Origin of the sequence: Streptomyces sp. NPDC048349 (assembly GCF_040651925.1) — a bacterium.
GTDB lineage: Bacteria > Actinomycetota > Actinomycetes > Streptomycetales > Streptomycetaceae > Streptomyces.
Genome location: NZ_JBEZLA010000023.1, coordinates 52230 through 73792 on the forward strand (window position 1 = coordinate 52230; position 21563 = coordinate 73792).

Here is a 21563-nt window from a genome sequence, read left to right on the forward strand (position 1 = left end):
GTCACGGGCGGCCGCCCGCTCCTTCGCCCGGTGGGCGGCCGCATGCGCCGATGCCTTCCGGTGGGACGCCCGCTTAGGGTGCGGGACATGATCCGCCATGCCGAAGTCACCGATGTCCCCGTCATCCGGGCCATGATCCGCGAGCTCGCCGAGTACGAGAAGGTGCCGCACGAGGCGCGCGCGACCGAGGAGCAGCTGCGGGAGGCACTGTTCGGGGAGCGGCCGGCGGCCTTCGCGCACATCGCCGAATCCGCGCAGGGCGAGGTCGTCGGCTTCGCCTTGTGGTTCCTCAACTTCTCCACGTGGCGCGGGGTGCACGGCATCTACCTGGAGGACCTGTACGTCCGCCCCGGCGCCCGCGGCGGCGGCCACGGCAAGGCGCTGCTGCGGGAGCTGGCCCGGATCTGCGTGGAGCGCGGCTACGGACGGCTGGAGTGGTCCGTCCTGGACTGGAACACGCCGTCGATCGAGTTCTACGAGGCCCTGGGCGCGCGGGCGCAGGACGAGTGGTCGGTGTACCGGCTGACGGACGGGCCGCTGGCCGAGCTGGGGCGGCCAGACACCCCCTAGGGCTGTGGCGGGCGTCAGGGCTCCAGGACGACCTTGCCGGTCGTGGCGCGGGATTCCAGGGCGCGGTGGGCGGCCGCCGCCTCCGCGAGGGGGAAGCGGTGCAGGGCCGGGCGCAGGCGGCCGGTGGCGGCTTCCGTCAGGGCGCGGGTCTCCAGGACGCGCAGGGGGTCGGGGGCGCCCACGGCCTCGAGCATGGCGGGGCCGAGGACGCCCAGGGTGGTGATGGAGCGGGCGGTGAGGTCGGCGCGTTCGGCGTCGGTGAGTGTGAGGGGGCCCGCCGACCAGCCGAAGACGAGGTGGCGGGCTCCGGGGGCGAGCAGGCCGAGGGCGGTGCGGGCGGTGTCGCCGCCGACGGAGTCGAACAGGACGGTGGCGCCGCCGGGATACCGGTCGCGTACGGCGTCGGCCCAGCCCGCAGCCGTGTAGTCGAGCGCGAGGTGGGCGCCGTTGGCAGCGGCGAGGGCGGTCTTGGCGGGGCCGCCGGCGAGGGCGATGACGGTGGCGCCGGCGTTCCGGGCGTACTGGACGAGCAGGGTGCCGATGCCGCCCGCCGCGGCGGGGACCAGGGCGGTGGAGCCGGGGCCGAGGTCGGCGAACTGGAGGATGCCGAGCGTGGTGCGGCCGGTGCCGATCATGGCCACGGCCGGGGCGGGTGCGAGCCCGTCGGGGAGGGTGTGCAGGCGGTCGGCGTCGGCGACGGCGTACTCGGCGTAGCCGCCGGGCGCGAAGCCGAGGTGGACCACGACGCGGCGGCCCAGCCAGGCGGGGTCGGTTCCGGGGCCCAGGGCGTCGACGGTGCCGGCGACCTCGCGGCCGGGGATCGTCGGCAGATGCGGGAGGGCGGGGGCGGGGCCCTGCAGGCCTTGGCGCAGTGCGGTGTCGAGGAGGTGCACCCCGGCGGCGGCGACGGCGATGCGGACCTGGCCGGGCGCCGGTACCGGCGCCGGGACGGATTCGTACGCGAGGTTCTCGGCGGGGCCGAAGGCGTGCAGGCGGACGGCGTTCATTCGCGCGCTCGAGTGTGGGGACATGGGGCAAGCCTCGGACCTCGAGCGCGGTTGAGGTCAAGGGATTGTCAGTGGGGTGGGCCACGATGGAGCGGTGGCGATGGCGCGCAAGGGGCAGCAGGAGACGGTGAGGGCGGCGCGGCGGCCGCAGGTGCGGCTGCCGCAGCCGGTGCGGTGGGAGGGGGGCGAGCTGGAACCGGACGGGGACTACGACGGGCTGGAGTTCGCGGACCTGGACCTGACGGGCCATGAGGGGGCCGGGGCCCGGTTCATGGACTGCGCGCTGCGGCGGTGCGCCCTGGACGAGGCGGGGCTGGCGAAGGCGCGGATCCTGGACTCGGTGCTGGAGTCGGTCCGCGGGGTGGGGACCGACCTGTCCGAGGCGACGCTGCGGGACGTGGAGCTGCTCGACGCCCGGCTGGGCGGGGTGCGGATGCACGGGGCCGTGCTGGAGCGGGTGCTGGTGCGCGGGGGCAAGATCGACTACTTGAACCTGCGCGGGGCCCGGCTGCGGGACGTGGTCTTCGAGGGGTGCGTCCTGGTGGAGCCGGACTTCGCGGGGGCGGTGCTGGAGCGGGTGGAGTTGCGGGACTGCGTGGTCCGCGCGGCGGACTTCTCGGGGACGCGGATGACGGACGTCGACCTGCGGGCCGCCGCCGAGCTGGGGATCGCGCGGGGGGTGGACGCGCTGGCCGGGGCGGTGATCAGCCCGGCCCAGCTGTTCGACCTGGCCCCGGTGCTGGCGGCGCAGCTGGGGCTGCGGGTGCTGCCGTAGCGGCAGGACCGCCCCCGGCTCGAAGCCCGGGGCTCCCGGCCCCGGCACCCGCGCTGACACGTCGGCGGGGCCGGAGCTTCGCGCGCGGCTACGCGGGGACGCGGGGGAAGCGGGACTGGAGCATCCAGACGGCCGGGTTGTCGGCGAGGCCCTCGTGCATGTCGACGAGGTCCGCGATGAGGTCGTGCAGGAAGTCGCGGGCCTCGCGGCGCAGCAGGCGGTGGCTGAAGGTCAGCGGGTCCTCGTCGCCCGGCATCCAGTCGGCCTCGATGTCGACCCAGCCGAAGCGGCGCTCGAAGAGCATCCGGTCGGTGGACTCGGTGAAGTCGATCTCGGCGTACTGCCGGTTGGCGGAGCGGTTGCCGCGCGGATCCCGGTCGAGCTGCTCGACGATGTCGCACAGGGCCCAGGCGAAGTCCAGTACCGGAACCCATCCCCAGGCTGTGGACACTTCCCGGTCCTTGTCGGTGTCCGCGAGGTAGACGTCCCCGCAGAACAGGTCGTGGCGCAGCGTGTGGACGTCCGCCGAGCGGTAGTCGGTCTGCGGGGGGTCCGGGAAGCGCCGGGAGAGGGAGTAGCCGATGTCGAGCACGTACCCGATGGTGTCACGGGTCCGGGCGGGCCCCCACCCCGGACGGGGCGGGGGCGGGGCGTGCGGCGGCGCGCGGGGCCGAGGTGCGCGGCGGCGGCCGGCGCGGGCGCGTCAGGACGGCAGGAGGCGCTGCTCCTCGGCGACCGAGACGGCGCGGGTGCGTCAGGACGGCAGGAGGCGCTGTTCCTTGGCGACCGAGACGGCGCCGGCGCGGGTGTCGACGCCGAGCTTGTCGTAGATGCGGCCCAGATGGGTCTTGACGGTGGCCTCGCTGATGAACAGCGCGCGGGCGATGTCGCGGTTGCCGAGCCCGCGGGCCAGCTGGCCCAGGATGTCCAGCTCGCGGTCGGTCAGCGTGGGGCGGGTGCCCCGCATGTGGGCCATGACGCGGCTGGCCACCGGCGGGGACAGGGTGGTGCGGCCCTGCGCCGCGGAGTGGATCGCGGCGAACAGCTCCTCGGGGCGTTCCGCCTTGAGGAGGTAGCCGGTCGCGCCCGCGCCGATGGCCCGGGTGATGTCCGCGTCGGTGTCGTACGTGGTGAGCACGAGGACGTGCGGCGGCTCGGCGAGGGCGGTGATGCGGCGGGTGGCCTCGACGCCGTCGATGCCCTCGCCCAGCTGGAGGTCCATCAGCACCACGTCGGGACGGAGTTTGGCGGCCAGGGCGACGGCCTCCTCGCCGCTGCCCGCTTCGCCCAGCACCTCGATGTCGGGTTCGCTGCCGAGCAGGGCCAGAAGTCCGGCGCGGACCACCACGTGGTCGTCGCAGAGCAGGATCGTCGTCATGGGGCCGGCTCCAGGGGGATGGCCGCGGAGAGGACGGTGCCCTCGCCCGGCGTGGATTCGATGGCGAGGGTGCCGCCGAGCTGGCGGACGCGGGCGCGCATGGCGGGCAGGCCGTGGCCGCGTTCGGCGGCGCCCGTGCGGGGCTCGGTGAAGCCGTGGCCGTCGTCGGCGATGTCCAGGACGACCTGGTCGCCGAGGAAGCTCAGGGTGAGTGCGGCCGTACGCGCACCGGAGTGCTCGCGGACGTTGGCCAGCGCCCCCTGGGCTATGCGCAGCAGCGCCGACTGGACGCGGTCGGGGAGCGGGGCCGGGGCGCCCTCGAGGTGGAAGCGGACCTCGATGTCCGGGCCGGCGTCCAGGGCGCGCAGGGCGTCGGCCAGGCCGGCGCCGTCGGCGAGCTCGGCCGGGGCCAGGTCGTGGACGAGGCGCCGGGCCTCGGCGAGGCCGCGCGCCGCGATGCCGGTGGCGGTGCGGACGTGCGCACGGGCGGTGCCCGGATCGGTGTCCCAGGTGCGGTCGGCGGCCTGGAGGAGCATCTGCTGGCTGGACAGGTTCTGCGCGAGGGTGTCGTGGATCTCCATGGACAGCCGCTGGCGCTCGGCGAGGGTGCCCTCGCGGCGCTCGGTGGCGGCCAGCTCCCGGCGGGTACGGATCAGGTCGTCGATCAGCGTGCGCTGGGCCTGGGCCTGGCGTTCCATGTGGACGAAGACCGCGGTGGCGAGGGCGGCCACGGCGGGCGGGGCGAGCAGCAGGTTGGGGTCGAAGGACCCGGCCAGCTGCAGCTGGGCGGTGACGACGAAGACGGTGAGGAGGGCGACGAGCACGATCGCGGGGCGCGGGGGGAGGGTGCGCAGGGCGGTGAAGAAGAGCGGTACGGCGCACCAGGCGAAGCTCGGCGCGAGGACGACGAGGACCACCCAGGTGGTCACGACCAGGCCCAGCCAGAGCAGCCGGGCGGGCGGTTGCGCGGCGTGGCCCGTCCCGGGTGGCGGCGGGGCTCCTCCCAGGGCCGGGCCCAGGACGTACAGCAGGGCCAGGGTGACGCTGAGGGCGATGACCCAGGGCGTGCGGGGTTCGCCGGGGTGGCGCAGGAGGAAGCGGGCCACGGAGGCGCCGAGCAGGAGGAAGAACGCGGTGTGGGCGACCGTGGCCAGGGTGCGGGTGTCGCGGTTCCGCGGGGGGTGGCTCACGGGGGCTCCTGGATCGGGGGCGTGGGTCCATTGTCGGTTGCCTGCCCGTTGCCTGCGGCGCGGGGCGGGTGGTGCGGGCGGGTGCGGCACCGTTGCCGGGGCTCCGCCCCGGGGTCCCGGGCCTCACACGCCAGGCGGGGCCGGGTGGGGCTCGGCCCGTGCCCTGGTGGGGCGGGTGCGGCACCGTTGCCGGGGCTCCGCCCCGGGGTCCCGGGCCTCACACGCCAGGCGGGGCCGGGTGGGGCTCGGCCCGTGCCCTGGCGGGGCGGGTGCGGCGTCGTTGCCGGGGCTCCGCCCCGGGGTCCCGGGCCTCGCACGCCGGCAGGGCTGGACGGGGCTGCGGGCCCTGGCGGGGCTTGACCAGCCAATACCCCCGCCGAGCAGTACCGCATCGGCCGATCGGATGACCCCCTCGTCCACCGGTGCGGTGGGCCGGGCAGAGCCGGTACGGGGACGGGGTGGCGGGGGATCCGGGCCCAGGCTTGGAGCAGGGAAGGAGCCGGGCCGACCGGCTCGCCGACCGACCCGATGCCGTCACCGTGTCGCCGTTCTCAGGAGCAGAGATGAACACCCGCACCCGCGTTCTCACCGGTACCGCCCTCGCCGTCGCCCTGGGCGCCGGGACCTTCGGTGCCGTCAGCGCCAGCGCCAGCCCCGCCGCCCAGTCGGCCCCGGCCGCCGCCGTCGCGAAGAAGGACGAGGTGAGCGACAAGAACTTCACCACCACGACCCACCTCACCATCGACGCCGCCACCCGCGCCGCCCAGGCCGCCCTGGAGGCCGCCAAGGCCGAGAACCAGAAGGTGACGGTCGCGGTCGTGGACCGCAACGGCAACACCATCGTCACCCTGCGCGGCGACGGCGCGGGCCCGCAGTCCTACGAGTCGGCGCAGCGCAAGGCGTTCACCGCCGTCTCCTGGAACGCCCCGACCTCGGTGCTCGCGGGCCGCCTCGCCCAGGCCCCGAACCTGAAGGACATCCCCGGCACCCTGTTCCTCGGCGGCGGCACGCCGGTCCAGGCGAACGGTGCCCCCGTCGCGGGCATCGGCGTGGCCGGCGCCCCCAGCGGCGACCTGGACGAGAAGTACGCCAAGGCCGGAGTCGACGCGCTCGCCAAGTAGGCCGAACGGTCCGCGCGGGCCGTACCGGCGGCCCGCCTAGGATCGAACGCGTGGAACTCCGCGCGCTCTCCCGCCTGGCCGCCCCTGCCGTTGCCGCCCTGCTCGCCTTCACCACGGCGTGTACGGGCGACACCGTGCAGGGGCGGCCGGGCGCGTCGGGGCTGCGCGACCCGTACTTCCCCAAGGCGGGCAACGGCGGCTACCAGGTCGATCACTACGCGCTGGACCTCGACTACGACCCCGCCGACGGGCGGCTGCACGGCACGGCGGTGATCACCGCCCGCGCCGAGCAGGGGCTCAGCTCCTTCAACCTCGACCTCAGCGGCCTCAAGGTCGAGGGCGTCAGCGTCCAGGGCGCAGCAGCCCGGTACAACCGGACCGGCAACGAGCTGACCGTGCGCCCCGCCGAGGACCTGGAGGCGGGCGAGGTCTTCCGTACGGAGATCGACTATTCCGGCCGGCCGAAGGCCCTCACGGACGCCGACGGCGCCAAGGAGGGCTGGATCACCACCGCGGACGGCGCCGTGGGCGTCGGCGAGCCGGTGGGGTCGATGACCTGGTTCCCGGGCAACCACCACCCCAGCGACAAGGCCGCGTACGACATCACGATCACCGTGCCCAAGGGCTACGAGGCCGTGTCGAACGGCGAGTTGCGCGCGCGGACCCCGCGGGCCGACGGGAGCACCGCGTTCGCGTGGCACAGTCCGGAGCCGATGGCGAGCTATCTGGCGACCGCCGTCGTCGGCAGGTACGCGGTGGCGACCGGCCGGACCCCCTCCGGCGTGGCCCTCTACACCGCGGTGGCGCCCGCGCAGGCGGCGGCCAGCGCGGGGGACCTCGCGCGGCTGCCGGACATGGTGGAGTGGGGCGCCGGACGGTTCGGCCCCTACCCCTTCACCACGGCGGGCGCCGTCGTGCTGCCCGCCGGAACCCTCCAGTACGCCCTGGAGACGCAGACCAAACCGGTCTTCCCCGGCGCGCCCGGCAGTGCCGAGCTGGTGCTGCACGAGCTCGCCCACCAGTGGTTCGGCAACTCGGTGTCGCCGAAGTCCTGGAAGGACATGTGGCTCAACGAGGGCTTCGCGACGTACGCGGAGTGGCTGTGGGCCGAAGACCACGGGGGGACCACGGCGCAGCAGAGGTTCGACGCGTTCCTGGCCGGCGACACCGACGTCGACGAGGCCGCCGACTCCGACTGGGACGCCTTCCCGCCCGCCGACCCGCCCGGCTCCGAGCACATCTCCGGGAATCCGGTGTACTACCGCGGAGCGATGGTGCTGCACCGGATCCGGCAGGAGGTCGGGGACGAGAAGTTCTTCGCCCTGGTGCGCGGCTGGGCCGCCAAGTACCGGCACGGGAACGCGAGTACGGCCGACTTCACCGCCTACGCGCAGGAGCAGACCGGGCACGACCTGAAGAAGGTCTGGGACGTGTGGCTGTACGGGAAGGCCCGCCCCCGCTAAGACAGTTCGGGCCCCAGGGGCTTGCGCAGCACCGTGCACTCGCGGCCCAGCTCGCGGTCCCGGGCGTGGCGCAGGACCTGGTAGCCCTGGGCCTGCCAGAACGCGAGGGCCCCGGGGTTGTTGGCCAGTACGGCCAGGCGCAGACCCGTCCGGCCCGCGGTGCGCCAGCGCTCCTCGACGAGGGCGGTCACGGCGCGGCCGTACCCCTCGCGGTGGGCGGTGGCGTCGATGAGCAGCAGGCCGATCCACGGGTCCGGGTCCCCGGCGGCCGGGTCGGGGTGGTGGGCCAGGGTGGTGGCGATGCCGACGAGCCGGCCGGCGGAGCGGGCGAGGAGGACCTCGGCGCCGTCCTGGGCGAGTTCGTCGGCGAGGGAGGCCGCGACCTGTTCCACCGTGATGCGGTCCGGGTCGGGGAAGTCGCCGCTGAGTTCGAAGAACGCGTGGTTCGTCGAGTACAGGGCGGCGATCTCGGTGAGGACCGGACCGGGCAGGGCGCCGTCCACGGGGACGAGCGGTTGAAGGATCACCTGTCGAACGGTAGCGAAGCCCCCTCCCCGGACGGCCGGGAGGGGGCTTCACCGCAAATCCGCCGGTCTCGGACCGGCGGTCGTCGACCGCCGGTCCCAGGCCTTCGGGCTCGGGCCCGTCTGCGTCAGACGTTGACGCCGAAGTCCTGCGCGATGCCGGTGAGGCCGGAGGCGTAGCCCTGGCCGACCGCGCGGAACTTCCACTCGGCGCCGTTGCGGTACAGCTCGCCGAAGACCATGGCGGTCTCGGTCGCCGCGTCCTCGGAGAGGTCGTAGCGGGCGATCTCGGCGCCGCCGGCCTGGTTCACGACGCGGATGTACGCGTTGCGGACCTGGCCGAAGTTCTGGCTGCGGGCCTCGGCGTCGTAGATGGAGACCGGGAAGACGATCTTGTCGACATCGGCGGGGAGGCCGGCGAGGTTGACGTTGATGGCCTCGTCGTCGCCCGCGCCCTCGCCGGTGCGGTTGTCACCGGTGTGGACGATGGTCTGGTCCGGGGTGGACTTGTTGTTGAAGAAGACGAAGTGGCCGTCCGAGACGACCTTGCCCGTCTGGTTGACCGCGATGGCCGAGGCGTCGAGGTCGAAGTCGACACCGGTGGTCGTACGGACGTCCCAGCCGAGGCCGACCGTGACGGCAGCGAGGCCCGGGGCCTCCTTCGTGAGCGAGACGTTGCCGCCCTTGGACAGGCTGACAGCCATGGGAATGTCCCTTTCCTCATCCGACATGCACGTGCAGGCGGTCAAATTACCGCTCACCCCTCTAACGCCACGAGAGGGCGGTCGGGTTCCCGGGTGAATTCCGTGCGGCCGTTCAAGGTGCCGCGGTGCCGCCGATTAATGAGGGTGACGCGGCGCGGGCGGACACGGATCATAGGGGCATGCCTGGTCCCTATGTCATCCGCGGTTCGGTCGTGCTCCCCGAGGGCGAGCTCGCCTGGCGTTTCTCGCGGTCCTCGGGACCCGGCGGCCAGCACGTGAACACCTCGGACTCGCGCGTGGAGCTGCTGTTCGACGTGGCGGCGACCAAGGCGCTGCCCGAGGTGTGGAAGGCTCGGGCGCTGGAGCGGCTCGCCGCGCGGCTCGTGGACGGGGTGGTGACGGTACGCGCCTCCGAGCACCGCTCCCAGTTCCGCAACCGGGAGATGGCCCTGGTCCGGCTGGCGTCGCTGCTGGCCGAGGCGACGGCGCCGCCACCCAAGCCGCGCCAAGCCACGAAGATCCCTCGGGGGATCAACGAGCGGCGGCTGCGCGAGAAGAAGGCGCGGGCCGAGACCAAGCGCGGCCGCACCGGCCGCGACTGGTGACGCCTCACTGCCCCAGGTGGCGGTAGCGGCCGCGGAAGTACGTCAGCGGCTGCCCGTCGGGGGAGGGCAGGGCGGCGGTCAGGACGCGGCCGATCACCAGCGTGTGGTCGCCCGCCTCGACGCGGTTCTCCGTACGGCATTCGAGCGTGGCCAGGGCGCCGCTCAGCAGCGGGGCGCCGGAGACCTCGCCCCGGACGTGGGGGAGGTCGGCGAACAGCAGCCGGTCGCTGATCCGGCCCTTCATCGCGAACCGGCCGGCGACCTGGAGCTGGTGGTCGGCGAGGAGGGAGACCGCCCACAGCGGCTGCTCCGCCAGCAGGTCGTCCATCCGCGAGCCCTCGCGCAGGCTCACCAGCACCAGGGGCGGCTCGAGGGACACCGACATGAAGGCGGTCGCCGTCATGCCGACGTCCTCGCCGCGCGGGCCGTCCGCCGACAGGGGGCCTTCGTGCGCGGTGATCAGGCATACGCCTGCCGCCAGCCGGGACATGGCGGCCCGGAACTCTTCGTTGCTCACTCCCCCAGCATGGGGGGCGGCAGGGGGTGAGGTGCGTACCGGGGCGGGTACGGAGGGAGGCGCAGGGGTCGTCTTCAGCACCCTCCGAACGCTAATCTCGCCTCCCTGCGGGCACATCGGGCCCTGGTCCGAGTCGCGTCCCCGCCCCTTGCCCTAGGCCCCGGGCATATCGTTTGCTCTCGGAAACGGCAGGGAGCGCTCCCAGTCGCCGACCGCCCGCGGGACGCCCATTATTCAGCTCATGTGACTTGAGTCACACAGGGCAAGATTTGTTGACCCTGTGTACCTGCCGCACAGCTCACTGTGATTCAGTGGACGGGACACCGCAACGAAACGCCGATGACAAACCTGGAGTTGCTGTCGAGGTCTCGGGGAGAGCGAGCAATGGAGACCGAGTCGGAGCCGTACGTCCGTCTTGCGACCCTGCGGCAGCTGCACCGGGTGGTGGCCGAGCTCAATACGGCCCGGAGCCTGGCGGACACTCTGCAGACCGTCGTGGACGGCATCGTCGTGGGCCTCGGCTACGAACTCGCGTGTGTCAACCTCGTGCGCCCGGACGGTGATCTCGTCGTCGCCGCCTTCGCGGGCGACCCCTCGGCGGAGGCCCTCATCACCGGCCGCGTCGGCTCCCGCTCCTCCTGGGAACGCCGCCTGACGATGGGTGAGAACTGGGACGGGCTGCGCTTCATCCCGCACACCGAGGGCTGGGTCCTCATGGAGGACGACGTCCCGCAGTGGCACACGGACGGCCCCGAACCGCGCTTCGAGGACGAGTGGCACCCCGAGGACCGGCTCTATGCCCCCATGTATGCGTCCGGCGGGGAACTTCTGGGTGTCATTTCGGTGGACAGACCGCGCAACGGCCGCCGTCCGGGCGCCTGGGGGCGCGAGGCGCTGCAGATGTACGCCTTCCAGGCGGCCATTGCGATCAGCAATGCCAGGCTCCGTGCGAACATGCAGCGGGCCCTGGTCCGCCTCGAGCGCGAGCAGCAGGCGCTGCGCGCCAGCGAGGAGTCCTTCCGGCAGGCGTTCGAGTACGCGCCCAGCGGCATGGCCATCGCCGAGATGGGCGGGGACCAGCACGGCCGGCTGCTGCGGACCAACGACGCGCTGTGCCGGCTGCTGGGCCGCCCGGCCTCCGTCCTGCGCCGCTACTCCTTCTCCGACCTGGTCCACCCCGAGGACATCGGGACCCTGCTGCGGACCTCCGCCGAGGGCGGGCGCGCCGAGCTGCGCCTGGGCCGGCGCGACGGCACGTATGTATGGGTCTCGCTGCGCAACTCCGTGGTCGCCGACGCGGCCGACGGCCCGCGGTTCCTCCTCACGCACGTCGAGGACATCGAGGAGCGCAAGCGCCACGAGCTCCAGCTCGCCCACCGGGCCAGCCACGACTCGCTGACCGGCCTGCCCAACAGCGCCGAGCTGCGGGCCCGGCTCGGCGCCCGGCTGTGCCGCCGACCGCAGTCCGTGCGGGCCACCGCGGTCGAAGCCCTCGACGCGGCCTACGAGGGGCGCGACGGGCACGAGGTGCGGGTGGGGGCGGGTGGTGCCGGTGAGCACGGGTTTCGGCCCGACGGTCCGGGCTCCGGCCCGGGCCCCGACCGGTTCGGCGCGGCCGACTCCTACGAGTACCCCGGGGCACTGCCCGCCCAGGCGGACGGCCCGTACGACCACCACGTGCACACCGTGGCGCCCGCCACGGACGTCGACGACGGGACGAAGGGGCTCGCGGTGCTCTTCTGCGACCTCGACGGCTTCAAGTCGATCAACGACCGGTTCGGGCACCACACGGGTGACGCGGTCCTGATCGAGGTGGCCCGCCGGTTGACGACCGGCGTCAGGGACGGTGACACAGTCGCCCGGCTGGGTGGTGACGAGTTCGTCGTCCTTGCCGACGGTCTGGGCGCCGCCGACGCCGCCGATCTCGCCGTCCGGCTGCGCAACGCGATCATCCCGCCGATCCGGGTGGACGGCCGTGCGGTGCGTGTCGGGGCCAGTTTCGGCATCGGCTGGGCCAGCTGCGGCATGTCGGCGGACGAGGTGCTGCGCTCCGCCGACCAGCGGATGTACATCGAGAAGAGGTCCCGCTCCAAGGCGCACCGCCGGGCCGGCTGAGGCGGTCGGAAACCCGTGGGCGCACGTGTTCGGGGTAGGCTCCCGGGGGTCGAAAGGAGTGACCTGCGATGACGACGCCCGCGAACAACGGCCCGCACGGTGGGGCGAACAAGCCCGAGGACGACGATCCGTTCGGGTATCTCTACGCGGACGGCCAGGCGGCCGGAGCCGCCCCGCCCGCTTCGGGCGGTGGATACGGCTACCCCGGCCCGGCGGCCGGCGGTCATTCCGGCGCGCAGCCCGGTGTCCCGCGCACCTCCCACCACCAGGTGCGGACGGTCGGTGAGCGGACGTACGGCGGTCAGCGCGGGCCCGTCCCGCACCAGCCGAGCCCGGCGCAGCAGCCCTACCAGGCGCAGTACCAGGCCCCGGAGGCACTCCAGGCGGGCGGCTACGGCGTTCCGCCGCAGCAGCAGCCCCCGCAGCACCAGACGCAGACGATCTCGCACTCCGGCGGCCACGGCGGCCACGGGGGGCACGGCGGCGGGGGAGGCTCCAGCCGCAAGGGCGTGATCATCGCGGCGGTCGCCGTGGTCGGCGCGGTCGCGATCGGCATCGCCGCCGCCGTGGCCTTCGGCAACAAGGGCAAGGACCAGGCCGGCGACACGACGGGCGGCGGCAACCAGCAGTCGGCCGCCCCGCAGAACCCCTCGAGCCCGGCCCCGAGCTCCCCGCAGCCCTCGGAGGCGCCGCTCCCGAAGGCGGACTTCGCGGGCGCCGGCATGTCCCTCACCGGCGGCGCGATGCTGCAGAACACCGTGCCGGGTGCCAAGAGCGCCGGCGGCCAGTACGTGGGCGGCCTCAACGCGCTCGGCGCCGCGGCGACGTGGACGCTCGACGTGCCCAAGGCCGGCGGCTACAAGCTGAAGATGACCTACGGGGTGCCCGGCAAGGACGCCAACACGACGCTGACCGTCAACGGCGAGGCGCAGACCCGGCCGATCAACATGAAGAACTTCTCCAAGGCCCCCGAGGGCGACTGGGCCAAGGGCTGGACCAACACGTACTCGATCGTCCAGCTCAAGCAGGGCTCGAACACGATCAGGATCTCGTGCGAGGCCGGCAACCAGTGTGACGTCGTCCTCGACCAGCTCTGGCTCGAGAAGGAGTGAACGGCCGCCACCCCCTAGTCGCCTAGTCGGCCCGCGTGACCTTCACCGACCCCCGTACCTCCTCGTAGGTGCGGGGGTCGAACTCTCCCGCCGTAGGGGCGAGCACCGTGGCCGCCGAGAGGGCGACCGCGCGGGTCAGCCGCTCCGGCCAGTCCAGGCCCTGCGCCAGGGCCGACAGCAGCCCCGCGACGGCGGAGTCGCCGGCCCCGGTGGGGTTGCCGGCCAGGGCGCGCGGCGGGGCCGCCCGCCAGGCGCCCTCGGGGGTGGCGGCCAGCAGGCCGTCCGGGCCCAGCGAGGTGACCACGGCGTGGGCGCCCCGGCGGCGGGCGTCGCGGGTGGCCGGCAGCGGCTCGCGGGATCCGGTCAGCTCGGCGAGCTCGGCGGCGTTCGGCTTGATGATCTCGGGGCGGGCGGCGACCCCGCGGCGCAGGGCCTCGCCGCTGGTGTCCAGCAGGACCGGCACCCCGGCCGCGCGGGCGGCCCGTACGAGCACCGCGTACGCCCCCACCGGCACGCCGGGCGGCAGGCTGCCGCACAGGGCGACGGCGCGGGCCCCGGCCGCCAGCAGGTCCTCGTACCGGGCGAGGAACAGGGACCACTCCGCGGCCGTGATCAGCGGGCCCGGTTCGTTGAACTGCGTCGTGTCCCCGGAGGTCTCGTCGACCACGGCCACCGTGCGGCGCGTGGTGCCCGCGCAGGGCTCCAGGGCGTCCACCACGCCCGGGGACTGCGCGAGCAGTTCCCGTACGACGGAGCCGACCGGCCCGCCCGTGAAGCCCGTCGCGGTCACCTCGTGGCCGAGGGCGGCCAGGACGCGGGCCACGTTGATCCCCTTGCCGCCGGGGCGCTCGGTGACGGCGGCGACCCGGTGCGAGGCGTGCGGGAGCAGCCGCGGCACGCGGTACGTGACGTCGAGCGCGGTGTTGAGCGTGACGGTCAGGATCATTGGGCTCCCCCGGGTCTGTTGCTGCCGGGATCATGCCAAACAGAAAGCGGTCGGCCCAGTCCTCGGGGCCGACCGCCCGCCCGCTCCAGCCGGTTGGCCGTCAGGCGCCCTGCTCCATGGGCGGGATGACGATCCATTCGCCGCGGCGCATGACGCCCCGGACCTCGAACTCGGAGTCCAGGACGACCAGGTCGGCGTACTTGCCGGGCTCCAGCGAGCCGATCTCGTCGTAGAGGCCGATCAGCTTGGCCGGGTTGACGGAGATCGCCTGGACCACGGACTCCACGGGCAGCCTGTCGAGGGTGACGGAGCGCTTGAAGGCGGTGTCCAGGGTCAGCGTCGAGCCGGCGATGGACCCGCCCTCCACCAGCCGGGCCACGCCCTCCTTGACCTCGACCTCCAGCGGACCGAGGTGGTAGGTCCCGTCGCCGAAGCCGGCCGCGTCCATCGCGTCGGTGATCAGGGCGACGCGGTGCGCGCCGGCGTGGTGGAAGGCGAGTTCCAGGGCCGCCGGGTGCAGGTGGGTGCCGTCGTTGATCAGCTCGACGGTGATCCGCTCGTCCTCCAGCAGCGCGGCGATCGGGCCGGGCTCGCGGTGCGCGAGGCCCGGCATTGCGTTGAAGAGGTGGGTGGCCACGGTCGCGCCCGCGTCGATGGCGGCGCGCGTCTGCTCGTAGGTGGCGTCCGTGTGCCCGATCGCGGCGATGACCCCGTGTTCGGCCAGCAGCCGCACGGAGTCCAGGCCCCCCGGCAGTTCGGTGGCGAGGGTGAACATGCGGGCGGCGCCGTGCGCGGCGTCGATCAGCTTGCGGACCTCGGCCGGGTCGGGGTCGCGGAGCAGCTCCTCCTTGTGGGCGCCCTTGCGGCAGGCGTTGATGAACGGCCCCTCGAAGTGGATGCCCGCGATCTCGCCCTGCTGGGTCAGTTCGGCGAGCAGCCCGGCGCGGCGGGCCAGTTCGTCCAGGTCCCCGGTGACGGTGGAGGCGACCAGGGTGGTGGTGCCGTGCGCGCGGTGGGTGCGGACGCCCTGGAGGACCTCCTCGGCGGTGCCGGAGGTGAACGAGGCGCCGCCGCCGCCGTGGTTGTGCATGTCGACGAAGCCGGGGACGATCCAGTGCCCCGTCAGGTCAACGACCCGCGCGCCCTCCCCGGCGCTGCCGGCGATGCGGTCGCCGTCGACGATGACACGGCCGCCCGCCACGGTTCCGGTGGGCAGCACCACCCTGGCACCGGAGAGGACGGTGCTGTGCGCGCTTCCGGACATCAGGCAGGTACCTCCGTGGCGAGTAGGTCCCAGGCGAGCAGCCCTGCGCCCAGGCATCCGGCGGTGTCCCCGAGGGCCGCCGGAACGATGTGCGGCAGCCGCTGGAACGTCACGCGCTCCTCGACGGCCGTCCGCAGGGGTGTGAACAAGGTTTCCCCCGCCTCGGCGAGCCCGCCACCGATGATCAGCGTGCGCGGGTCCAGCAGGGTGATCGCGGTGACCAGGCCGTCGGCGAGGGCGCCGACGGCAGCCAGCCACACCTCGCGGGCGCGTCCGTCGCCGGATTCGACGGCCTTGGCGCAGTCGGCAGCATCGGCCTCGGGTGCGCCGCTGGCGGCGGCCCAGGCGCGGGAGACGGCGGAGGCGGAGGCGAGGGTCTCCAGGCAGCCGTGCTGGCCGCAGCCGCAGGCGGGGCCGCCGGGGCGGACCACGATGTGGCCGATCTCGCCCGCGTAGCCGTGGGCCCCGGCCTCGATGCGGCCGGCGATGCCGATGGCCCCGGCGATACCGGTGCCCAGCGGTACGAAGAGGAAGCGGTCGGCGCCCCGGCCCGCTCCGATGCGGCCTTCGGCGAGGCCGCCCGTGCGCACGTCGTGGCCGAGGGCCACCGGGATGCCGCCGAGCCGGGCGCTGAGCACCGCGCGCATCGGGACGTCGCGCCAGCCCAGGTTCGCCGCGTAGACGGCGATCCCGTTCTCGGCGTCGACGATGCCGGGGACGGCGACCCCGGCGGCCGAGGCGGCCCGTCCGTAGCGCTCCCGGCCGGTGGCGAGCAGCTCGGCGGCGAAGTCCTGGATCGTCTCGACAACGGCTTCGGGGCCCCGCTCGCGGCCGGTGGCGCGGCGCGCCTCGTGCAGCAGGGTGCCGTCGGCGGCGACCAGGGCGGCCTTCATCCCGGTGCCGCCCACATCGAGGGCGATGACGTGTTTCACGGGTTTCACAGGGGACAGTCTCGCGTGCTTCACGGGGAAAGGTCTAGTCCATTGAGGGGGGATTGTTGAGTGGCCATACAAATCGGGGCCAAGGATGTGGACCGGCGGCCAAAGTGGTGTAGACCTTACGTGGATCGTACGTACAACAAGGGGTGGAACGAGAACTGTGAACCGCCGAAACCTGCGCCTGGCCGCGTCCGGCGCCGCTCTGTGCCTGACGGCCGTGACACTGACCGGCTGCGGAGCCGGCGGCGGACTCACCGGGGACAACGAGGTGACCCTGCGGGTCGTGGCGGCCGAGTACGGGGACAATCCGCAGAACTCGTCGGCCACCTACTGGAAGACGCTCGCCCAGGACTTCGAGAAGGCCAACCCGGGGATCAACGTCGAGGTCAGCGTCTACTCCTGGTCCGAGGTCGACGCCAAGGTCGCCGACATGGTCAAGGCGGGCAAGGCCCCCGACATCGCGCAGATCGGCGCCTACGCCGACTACGCCGAGGCGGGCAAGCTCTACTCGGCGGACGAACTGCTCTCCGTCAAGACCGAGGCCGACTTCCTCGGGCCGCTCGCCGACGCGGGCAAGGTCAAGCGGGTCCAGTACGGAATGCCCTTCGTGGCCAGCACCCGGCTCCTCTTCTACAACGAGAAGCTGCTGACCGACGCCGGGGTCGTCGCGAAGGACGCCAAGAACGGCTGGCAGCCCAAGAGCTGGGCGGAGCTGGAGGCGGCCGCGAAGAAGCTCAAGGGCGCGGGCGTCCCCACCCCCTTCGCGCTGCCGCTGGGCCGCGAGGAGGCCCAGGCCGAGACGATGATGTGGATGCTCGCGGGCGGTGGCGGCTACACCGACAACGAGGAGCAGTACGCGATCGACTCCGCCGAGAACGTCAAGGCGCTGGAGTTCCTCCGGGACAAGATGGTCGGCCAGGGCCTGACCGGACCCGTCGAACCGGGCAAGCTCGACCGGCAGGCCGCCTTCGACGCCTTCACGCGCGGCGAGGTCGGCATGCTCAACGGCCACCCGACGCTGATCAAGCAGGCGGCCGGCAAGGGAGTCAGGTTCGGCATGGTCACCATGCCCACCGCGGACGGCGCCGAGCACTCGGCCATGGGCGTCGCCGACTGGGTGATGGCCTTCAAGAACGGCCACCGCAAGGAGTCCGGGAAGTTCCTGGACCACCTCTACGAGGCGAAGAACGTGACCGCCTTCACCGGCATGTACGACCTGCTCCCGGTCACCACCACCGGCTACCGGGCCGTGCAGTCCGGCACGGGCGGGACCGCGCCGCAGCTGAAGACCTTCCTGGACGCCCTGCCGTCCTCGCGGCTCTACCCGGTGGGCAAGAAGTCCTGGGCGGGCGTCAGCGAGGACATCAAGCAGAACATCGGCAAGGCCGTGCAGCCCGGCGGGCAGCCGGCCAAGGTCCTGGAGGAGATCGCGACGTCCGCGCGGGCGGCCGACCCGAGCTGAGCTCCGCGCGGGGCCCGGGCCGGGCCGGACCGGCCCGCCGGGGCCCGCCCGGCCGGTGTCGGTGGGCGGCGTTAATCTGGCGGTATGACGGACGACGGGCGGCTGACGGCCACGGAGGCCGCGGTGCTCGCGTACGAGGGACGCACCTGGCCCGGGCCCGGGGCCAAGGAGCGTGCGATACGGGAAGGGCTGGGGATGACCCCGGTCCGCTACTACCAGCTGCTCAACGCGCTGATGGACGACCCCCGCGCGCTCGCCCACGCACCGGGCACGGTGAACCGCCTGCGCCGCATCCGCGAGGCCCAGCGGGCAAGGCGCTAGGTCGTCTCTCTCGCATCTTGCCCGACGGTGGCCTGCGCCATAGCCGTCGCCCGGCGCGGCCGTTAGGGTCATCCGTATGGGGAGCCATCCGCACGACTTGCCGATGCCCGTCACCGCAGCCGGACGCGAGGGACTCGATGCCCTGCTCCGCGCGCCACGCAGTTCCGTGGTCGCCCTGGACTTCGACGGCACCCTCGCCGAGATCGTCCCGGACCCGGACCAGGCCCGCGCCCACGCGGGAGCCCTGCCCGCCCTGGCCGCGCTGGCCCCCGAGGTCGCCCACGTCGCCGTGATCACCGGCCGGCCGGCGGGCGTCGCCGTCCGCTACGGGGGCTTCGCCGGGGTCGCGGGACTCGAACACCTGGTCGTCCTCGGCCACTACGGGGCCGAGCGGTGGGACGCCGTCACCGGGATCGTGCAGGCCCCCGCGGAACATCCGGGGGTGGCGGCGGTACGGGCCGAGCTGCCCGGCTTCCTGGACTCCATCGGGGCCTGGCAGGGCACGTGGATCGAGGAGAAGGGGCGCGCGCTGGCCGTCCACACGCGGCGCGCGGCGGATCCGGAGGCGGCCTTCGCGGCGCTGCGCGAGCCCCTGGCGGAGCTGGCGGCCCGCCACGGGCTGATGGTGGAGCCCGGCCGCGCGGTCCTGGAACTGCGCCCCCCGGGGATGGACAAGGGCGTCGCCCTCACCGAGTTCCTGGCGGAAACGGGTGCGGAGGCGGTCCTGTACGCGGGCGACGACCTGGGCGATCTGGCCGCGTACTCGGCGGTCGAGAAGCGCCGGGCCGAGGGTCTGCCGGGGCTGCTGGTGTGCAGTGGCTCCGCGGAGGTTCCGGAGCTGGCCTCCCGCGCCGACCTCGTCGTACCGGGGCCCGCCGCGGTGGTCGGCTTCCTGGCGGACTTGGCGGCGGCCCTCCGCGCGTAGCCTGCGGCGCCTGCGGGACCGGCCGGTGCGGCTGCCGTCAGGGGCCCCGCCCCCGAACCCCGCGCCTCAAACGCCGACGGGGCTGGGGTGGGCCTGGCCTGCGGGGCCGGGTCGTGCCTGGCCCGGGTGTTTGCCGCGCCACCGCCGTCAGGGGCTCCGCCCCCGAACCCGCGGGGTCCGGGGCGGAGCCGGGGCGGCGGGGTGCGGGTCAGGTGTTCAAGGCCGAGAGCTGGGCTTCGAACCAGGCCGCCGGCGGGAGGGCCGTCGCCGCGGCGGCCAGGCGCTTGGTGCGTTCCGCGCGCTCCGGATCCGGCATGGCCAGCGCAGCGTGCAACGCCTCCGCCGTCTGCGTGACGTCGTACGGGTTCACCGTCAGCGCATCCCCCCGCAGCTCCTCGTACGCCCCGGCCCCGGTGGACAGCACCAGCACGCACCCCGCCTCCGACACCACCGGCACCTCTTTCGCCACCAGGTTCATCCCGTCCCGCACGGGGTTCACCAGCGCCACGTCCGCCATCCGGTACGCGGCCAGCGACCGCGCGAAGTCGTCCTGCACGGACACCAGCACCGGCTGCCACTGCTCCGTGCCGAACTCGGCGTTCACGGCCGCCGCCAGCTCCCGCACCGACTGCGTGTAGTCCCGGTACACCTTCAGGTCCTGCCGCGAGGGATAGGCCGACGCCAGGTGCACCACCCGGCCGCGCCACTCGGGATGTGCCGTCAGCAGCTCCCGGTACGCCAGCAGCCCCCGCAGGACGTTCTTCGACAGCTCCGTCCGGTCCACCCGGACGATCGTCTTCAGGTCGCCGACCTCCGCCCGCAGCTGCGCCAGCTTGTCGTCCACCTCCGGCCGGTGCGCCAGCGCCCGCAGCTCCTGCGCGTCGACGCCCAGCGGGAACACGGCCACGTTCCCCCGGCCCGCCGCGTCCAGGAAGCTCGTCGCCCAGGCCTGGGTGTGGAAGCCCAGCACGTCCGCTCCGAGCATCCCGTCGAGCAGCTGTTCCCGGACGTCGTCCGGGAGCACGTCCAGGAACGGCTTCGCGGCCCACGGCGTGTGCGTGAAGTGCGCGATCCGCAGGTCCGGCCGCAGCGCGCGCAGCGCCCCCGGCACCAGCGCCAGGTGGTAGTCCTGCACCAGTACGCGTGCCCCCGGCGCCGCCTCCTCGGCCAGCGCCTCGGCGAAGGCGCGGTTGTAGGCGACGTACGAGGCCCAGCGCCGCCGGAAGTCCGCGTCGAAGACCGGCTCGCGCGGGATGTCGTACAGGTGGTGGTGGGTGAACCACAGCACCGAGTTCGCGATGCCGTTGTAGGCGTCGTCGTACATCGTGGGATCGATGTCCAGCATCCGGACCCCTGGCTCCGCGACGCCCCGGCGGACCGCCTCCCGGTCCGCCTCCGACAGGGCGGCGCAGATCCACAGCGCCTCCGGCTGCTCCGCGAGGGCCGCGGAGAGGCCGGAGACGAGGCCGCCCCCGCCCCGCCGGGTGCCGAGCGTGCCGTCGGTGTCGAGGGAATACGAGAGCGGGCCGCGGTTCGCGGCGACGAGTACCTGAGATGAAGCCATGTCGCGAACCTAGCCCGGCCCGGCCTCGCGCAAACTTCCGAAGCCGTCAGGCCGCGCCGCGCAGGGCGTACTCCCTGATGCCCAGCATCGGCGGCCGCTCCTCGGTGTCCACCGGGTACGTGTGCGGTACGAACCCGTCCGGGCCGCGCTCGAACTGCGTCAGCTCCGGCCGTACGAGGTGCCCGCGCGAGAGCCGCAGCTGCGCGGTGCGGTAGATCGCCGCGGCCATCCGGCCCAGCGCCTGCCCGTCCTGGTGGCGGTGGAGCCGTACGCCCACGTCCACCTGGGCCAGTGCGTCCAGTCCGACCGTGTGCAGCGCGTCGACCAGCAGGCCCAGCTCGACGCCGTACCCGACGGGGAAGGGCAGGCGTTCCAGCAGGGAGCGCCGGACGGCGTACTCCCCGCCGAGCGGCTGGACGAAGCCGGCCAGCTGCGGCCAGTGCAGGTTGAGCAGCGGGCGGGCGACCAGTTCGGTGACCCGGCCGCCCTGCCCCGGGGCGTCCCCCAGCGGGCGGTCGTACATGGCCTTGACGAACTGCACGTCCGGCTCGGTCAGCAGCGGTCCCACGATGCCGGAGACGAAGGCGGCCGAGAAGTCCCGCAGGTCGGCGTCGACGAAGCACAGGACGTCCCCGGTGGCGGCCAGCAGCGAACGCCACAGCACATCGCCCTTGCCGGGGAGCGCCGGGATCCGCGGCAGGATCTCGTCGCGGTGCACCACCTGGGCCCCGGCCTTCGCCGCCACTTCCGCCGTAGCGTCACTGGAGTCCGAGTCGATCACGATCAGCTCGTCCACCAGCGGGACCGGCAGTCCCTCCATCAGCTCGCGCCGGATCACCTCGACGATCGCGCCGACCGTCGCCTCCTCGTCGAGCGCCGGCAGCACCACGCTGACCGTGGTCCCAGCTGCCCGTTTCCGGTCCAGCAACTGGTCGAGCGGTCGGTCGGCGGCGGACCAGGAGCGGTCGGCCAGCCAGCGCTCCACCTCTTCCAGCACGTTGAGCACTCCCTGCGGCTTGGTCGGATTGACCGAAAAGTGATCCATCTCGCGGTTCGGACGCC

General features: G+C 73.7%; 22 protein-coding genes. 10 read left to right on the forward strand and 12 right to left on the reverse strand.

All coding sequences use genetic code 11. The annotated features are described in order from the left end of the window. Positions 1-87: 87 nt before the first annotated feature. Entirely contained in the window at positions 88-570 is a 483-nt protein-coding gene (locus AB0D44_RS15290) for a GNAT family N-acetyltransferase (RefSeq protein WP_362589993.1), read from the forward strand. 14 nt (positions 571-584) lie between these two features. Here AB0D44_RS15290 and AB0D44_RS15295 read toward each other — a convergent pair whose 3' ends face one another. Next, positions 585-1577, reverse strand: a complete 993-nt coding sequence (locus AB0D44_RS15295) for a zinc-binding dehydrogenase (RefSeq protein WP_362590100.1) — start codon at positions 1575-1577, stop codon at positions 585-587. Positions 1578-1677: 100 nt separating this feature from the next. On the opposite strand from AB0D44_RS15295, the gene AB0D44_RS15300 reads away from it, so the two are divergent. Continuing rightward, positions 1678-2352: a pentapeptide repeat-containing protein gene (locus AB0D44_RS15300; protein ID WP_362589996.1), complete on the forward strand. Its 675-nt coding sequence runs from the start codon at positions 1678-1680 to the stop codon at positions 2350-2352. A gap of 88 nt (positions 2353-2440) precedes the next feature. On the opposite strand, the gene AB0D44_RS15305 is transcribed toward AB0D44_RS15300, so the two are convergent. From AB0D44_RS15305 to AB0D44_RS15315, 3 genes are all read right to left on the reverse strand, one after another. Continuing rightward, entirely contained in the window at positions 2441-2944 is a 504-nt protein-coding gene (locus AB0D44_RS15305; protein ID WP_362589999.1) for a hypothetical protein, read from the reverse strand. Between the two features lie 162 nt (positions 2945-3106). After that, the gene (locus AB0D44_RS15310) at positions 3107-3730 is read right to left on the reverse strand and encodes a response regulator transcription factor (protein ID WP_362590002.1); all 624 of its coding nucleotides are present in this window, start codon (positions 3728-3730) and stop codon (positions 3107-3109) included. Continuing rightward, complete coding sequence (locus AB0D44_RS15315) at positions 3727-4920, reverse strand: sensor histidine kinase (RefSeq protein WP_362590005.1); 1194 nt, start codon at positions 4918-4920, stop codon at positions 3727-3729. The genes AB0D44_RS15310 and AB0D44_RS15315 overlap by 4 nt, the downstream gene beginning before the upstream one ends. A 563-nt stretch (positions 4921-5483) precedes the next feature. Between AB0D44_RS15315 and AB0D44_RS15320 the strand changes: the two genes are divergently transcribed. Both AB0D44_RS15320 and AB0D44_RS15325 read left to right on the forward strand, forming a co-directional pair. Next, positions 5484-6041 carry a heme-binding protein gene (locus AB0D44_RS15320; RefSeq protein WP_362590007.1) on the forward strand — a complete coding sequence of 186 codons (558 nt, stop codon included), beginning with the start codon at positions 5484-5486 and terminating at the stop codon, positions 6039-6041. Positions 6042-6091: 50 nt separating this feature from the next. Then, a complete protein-coding gene (locus AB0D44_RS15325; RefSeq protein ID WP_362590010.1) occupies positions 6092-7504 on the forward strand; it encodes a M1 family metallopeptidase in 1413 nt (470 codons plus the stop codon). Here AB0D44_RS15325 and AB0D44_RS15330 read toward each other — a convergent pair. Together AB0D44_RS15330 and AB0D44_RS15335 are read right to left on the reverse strand one after the other, a co-directional pair. Continuing rightward, positions 7501-8031 carry a GNAT family N-acetyltransferase gene (locus AB0D44_RS15330; RefSeq protein WP_362590013.1) on the reverse strand — a complete coding sequence of 177 codons (531 nt, stop codon included), beginning with the start codon at positions 8029-8031 and terminating at the stop codon, positions 7501-7503. The two genes, AB0D44_RS15325 and AB0D44_RS15330, sit on opposite strands and share 4 nt — an antisense overlap. A gap of 125 nt (positions 8032-8156) precedes the next feature. Continuing rightward, the gene (locus AB0D44_RS15335) at positions 8157-8732 is read right to left on the reverse strand and encodes a TerD family protein (RefSeq protein WP_362590016.1); all 576 of its coding nucleotides are present in this window, start codon (positions 8730-8732) and stop codon (positions 8157-8159) included. Between the two features lie 179 nt (positions 8733-8911). Here AB0D44_RS15335 and arfB point away from each other — a divergent pair, with 179 nt between their 5' ends. Further along, a complete protein-coding gene (gene arfB, locus AB0D44_RS15340; RefSeq protein WP_362590019.1) occupies positions 8912-9337 on the forward strand; it encodes an alternative ribosome rescue aminoacyl-tRNA hydrolase ArfB in 426 nt (141 codons plus the stop codon). A gap of 4 nt (positions 9338-9341) precedes the next feature. Here the strand turns inward: arfB and AB0D44_RS15345 are convergent, their stop codons facing one another. Then, positions 9342-9827 carry a flavin reductase family protein gene (locus AB0D44_RS15345; protein WP_362590103.1) on the reverse strand — a complete coding sequence of 162 codons (486 nt, stop codon included), beginning with the start codon at positions 9825-9827 and terminating at the stop codon, positions 9342-9344. Positions 9828-10238: 411 nt separating this feature from the next. Here AB0D44_RS15345 and cdgB point away from each other — a divergent pair, with 411 nt between their 5' ends. Both cdgB and AB0D44_RS15355 read left to right on the forward strand, forming a co-directional pair. Continuing rightward, positions 10239-11969, forward strand: coding sequence for a diguanylate cyclase CdgB (cdgB, locus tag AB0D44_RS15350; RefSeq protein ID WP_362590022.1), 1731 nt, complete (start codon positions 10239-10241; stop codon positions 11967-11969). Between the two features lie 68 nt (positions 11970-12037). Continuing rightward, a complete protein-coding gene (locus AB0D44_RS15355) occupies positions 12038-13081 on the forward strand; it encodes a CBM35 domain-containing protein (RefSeq protein WP_362590025.1) in 1044 nt (347 codons plus the stop codon). Between the two features lie 22 nt (positions 13082-13103). Here AB0D44_RS15355 and AB0D44_RS15360 read toward each other — a convergent pair whose 3' ends face one another. The 3 genes from AB0D44_RS15360 to AB0D44_RS15370 all read right to left on the reverse strand — a co-directional run bounded on the left by AB0D44_RS15360 (position 13104) and on the right by AB0D44_RS15370 (position 16223). Then, on the reverse strand, positions 13104-14027 hold the full coding sequence (locus tag AB0D44_RS15360; RefSeq protein ID WP_362590028.1) for a 1-phosphofructokinase family hexose kinase: 924 nt from the start codon (positions 14025-14027) through the stop codon (positions 13104-13106). Positions 14028-14127: 100 nt separating this feature from the next. Then, entirely contained in the window at positions 14128-15291 is a 1164-nt protein-coding gene (gene nagA / locus AB0D44_RS15365) for an N-acetylglucosamine-6-phosphate deacetylase (RefSeq protein ID WP_362590031.1), read from the reverse strand. After that, on the reverse strand, positions 15291-16223 hold the full coding sequence (locus tag AB0D44_RS15370; protein WP_362590106.1) for an ROK family protein: 933 nt from the start codon (positions 16221-16223) through the stop codon (positions 15291-15293). Before AB0D44_RS15370 ends, nagA begins: the two co-directional genes overlap by 1 nt. Before the next feature lie 166 nt (positions 16224-16389). Between AB0D44_RS15370 and AB0D44_RS15375 the strand changes: the two genes are divergently transcribed. From AB0D44_RS15375 to otsB, 3 genes are all read left to right on the forward strand, one after another. Next, complete coding sequence (locus tag AB0D44_RS15375; RefSeq protein ID WP_362590034.1) at positions 16390-17691, forward strand: extracellular solute-binding protein; 1302 nt, start codon at positions 16390-16392, stop codon at positions 17689-17691. Positions 17692-17775: 84 nt separating this feature from the next. Next, positions 17776-18012: a DUF3263 domain-containing protein gene (locus AB0D44_RS15380; RefSeq protein ID WP_362590037.1), complete on the forward strand. Its 237-nt coding sequence runs from the start codon at positions 17776-17778 to the stop codon at positions 18010-18012. A gap of 76 nt (positions 18013-18088) precedes the next feature. Continuing rightward, positions 18089-18937, forward strand: a complete 849-nt coding sequence (gene otsB / locus AB0D44_RS15385; RefSeq protein ID WP_362590040.1) for a trehalose-phosphatase — start codon at positions 18089-18091, stop codon at positions 18935-18937. A 208-nt stretch (positions 18938-19145) separates the two neighbouring features. On the opposite strand, the gene AB0D44_RS15390 is transcribed toward otsB, so the two are convergent. Both AB0D44_RS15390 and AB0D44_RS15395 read right to left on the reverse strand, forming a co-directional pair. Next, entirely contained in the window at positions 19146-20501 is a 1356-nt protein-coding gene (locus AB0D44_RS15390) for a trehalose-6-phosphate synthase (protein ID WP_362590042.1), read from the reverse strand. A gap of 46 nt (positions 20502-20547) precedes the next feature. After that, entirely contained in the window at positions 20548-21498 is a 951-nt protein-coding gene (locus AB0D44_RS15395) for a glucosyl-3-phosphoglycerate synthase (RefSeq protein ID WP_362590109.1), read from the reverse strand. Positions 21499-21563: the final 65 nt, after the last annotated feature.

Bases quoted from the DNA above. Each gene is read 5' to 3' on its own strand.
- AB0D44_RS15335 (WP_362590016.1), bottom strand. From the start codon at position 8,732: ATGGCTGTCAGCCTGTCCAAGGGCGGCAACGTCTCGCTCACGAAGGAG.
- arfB (WP_362590019.1), top strand. From the start codon at position 8,912: ATGCCTGGTCCCTATGTCATCCGCGGTTCGGTCGTGCTCCCCGAGGGC.
- nagA (WP_362590031.1), bottom strand. From the start codon at position 15,291: ATGTCCGGAAGCGCGCACAGCACCGTCCTCTCCGGTGCCAGGGTGGTG.
- AB0D44_RS15345 (WP_362590103.1), bottom strand. From the start codon at position 9,827: ATGTCCCGGCTGGCGGCAGGCGTATGCCTGATCACCGCGCACGAAGGC.
- otsB (WP_362590040.1), top strand. From the start codon at position 18,089: ATGGGGAGCCATCCGCACGACTTGCCGATGCCCGTCACCGCAGCCGGA.
- AB0D44_RS15300 (WP_362589996.1), top strand. From the start codon at position 1,678: ATGGCGCGCAAGGGGCAGCAGGAGACGGTGAGGGCGGCGCGGCGGCCG.
- AB0D44_RS15390 (WP_362590042.1), bottom strand. From the start codon at position 20,501: ATGGCTTCATCTCAGGTACTCGTCGCCGCGAACCGCGGCCCGCTCTCG.
- cdgB (WP_362590022.1), top strand. From the start codon at position 10,239: ATGGAGACCGAGTCGGAGCCGTACGTCCGTCTTGCGACCCTGCGGCAG.
- AB0D44_RS15380 (WP_362590037.1), top strand. From the start codon at position 17,776: ATGACGGACGACGGGCGGCTGACGGCCACGGAGGCCGCGGTGCTCGCG.
- AB0D44_RS15310 (WP_362590002.1), bottom strand. From the start codon at position 3,730: ATGACGACGATCCTGCTCTGCGACGACCACGTGGTGGTCCGCGCCGGA.
- AB0D44_RS15355 (WP_362590025.1), top strand. From the start codon at position 12,038: ATGACGACGCCCGCGAACAACGGCCCGCACGGTGGGGCGAACAAGCCC.
- AB0D44_RS15360 (WP_362590028.1), bottom strand. From the start codon at position 14,027: ATGATCCTGACCGTCACGCTCAACACCGCGCTCGACGTCACGTACCGC.
- AB0D44_RS15295 (WP_362590100.1), bottom strand. From the start codon at position 1,577: ATGAACGCCGTCCGCCTGCACGCCTTCGGCCCCGCCGAGAACCTCGCG.
- AB0D44_RS15320 (WP_362590007.1), top strand. From the start codon at position 5,484: ATGAACACCCGCACCCGCGTTCTCACCGGTACCGCCCTCGCCGTCGCC.
- AB0D44_RS15290 (WP_362589993.1), top strand. From the start codon at position 88: ATGATCCGCCATGCCGAAGTCACCGATGTCCCCGTCATCCGGGCCATG.